This window comes from Paraburkholderia oxyphila NBRC 105797 (assembly GCF_000685075.1).
GTDB lineage: Bacteria > Pseudomonadota > Gammaproteobacteria > Burkholderiales > Burkholderiaceae > Paraburkholderia > Paraburkholderia oxyphila.
Window position 1 is genome coordinate 1 of record NZ_BAYD01000281.1, and the last position, 1,152, is coordinate 1,152.

Sequence of the window (1,152 nt, forward strand, 5' to 3'; positions counted from 1 at the left end):
ACCGAGCGCCGCGTGAACGCGAACCGCCTGAACGGCGTGGACGCGGAGTTCCTCACGCCCGGGCAGATCAAGGAGATCGAGCCCACCATCAACCTGAACAGCCGCTATCCGGTGCTGGGCGCCTCCATTCAGCGCCGCGCCGGCGTGGCGCGCCACGACGCGGTGGCCTGGGGCTTCGCGCGCGGCGCGGACCAGCACGGCGTGGACATCATCCAGAATTGCCAGGTCACGGGCATCCGCCGTGACGGCGGCCGCGTGACCGGCGTGGATACCGTGAAGGGCTTCATCAAGGCGAAGAAGGTCGCCGTGGTGGCGGCCGGCAACACCACGACGCTCGCCGACATGGCCGGCGTGCGCCTGCCGATCGAAAGCCATCCGCTGCAGGCGCTGGTGTCCGAGCCCATCAAGCCCGTGGTCAACTCGGTCATCATGTCCAACGCGGTGCACGCGTATATCAGCCAGTCCGACAAGGGCGACCTCGTGATCGGCGCGGGTGTCGACCAGTACACGGGCTTCGGCCAGCGCGGCAGCTACCACATCATCGAAGGCACGCTGCAGGCCATCGTCGAAATGTTCCCGGTGTTCTCGCGCGTGCGCATGAACCGCCAGTGGGGCGGCATCGTCGACGTCTCGCCCGACGCCTGCCCGATCATCAGCAAGACCGATGTGAAGGGCCTCTATTTCAACTGCGGCTGGGGCACCGGCGGCTTCAAGGCGACGCCGGGCTCGGGCTGGGTGTTCGCGCACACCATCGCGAACGACGAGCCGCATCCGCTCAATGCGCCGTTCGCGCTGGACCGCTTCTACAGCGGCCATCTGATCGACGAACACGGCGCGGCTGCCGTGGCCCACTGATTACGCACCGAGACCTGGAGAACACCACATGTTGCTGATCGAATGCCCATGGTGCGGGCCGCGCGCCGAAATCGAATTCACCTGCGGAGGCGAAGCGGAAATCGCGCGCCCGCTCGACACCGACGCGCTGAGCGACCGCGAATGGGGCGAGTACCTGTTCATGCGCGATAACCCGCGCGGCGTGCACAAGGAGCAATGGCTGCACACGCAGGGCTGCCGCCGCTGGTTCATGGTGACGCGCGACACGGTCACCTACGAGATTCAGGGATACGAAACGTTTGGCAAGGCCAGTGCGTC

2 protein-coding genes are annotated in these 1,152 nt (G+C 66.6%); both read left to right on the forward strand.

The genetic code is table 11. The features are described from left to right. Positions 1–855, forward strand: an 855-nt coding sequence (locus tag BO1_RS48930; protein ID WP_028223789.1) for an FAD-dependent oxidoreductase, incomplete at its 5' end; no start/stop codon positions are given. A gap of 28 nt (positions 856–883) precedes the next feature. Beyond that, on the forward strand, positions 884–1,152 hold a 269-nt coding region (locus tag BO1_RS48935; RefSeq protein ID WP_043289393.1), incomplete at its 3' end, for a sarcosine oxidase subunit delta.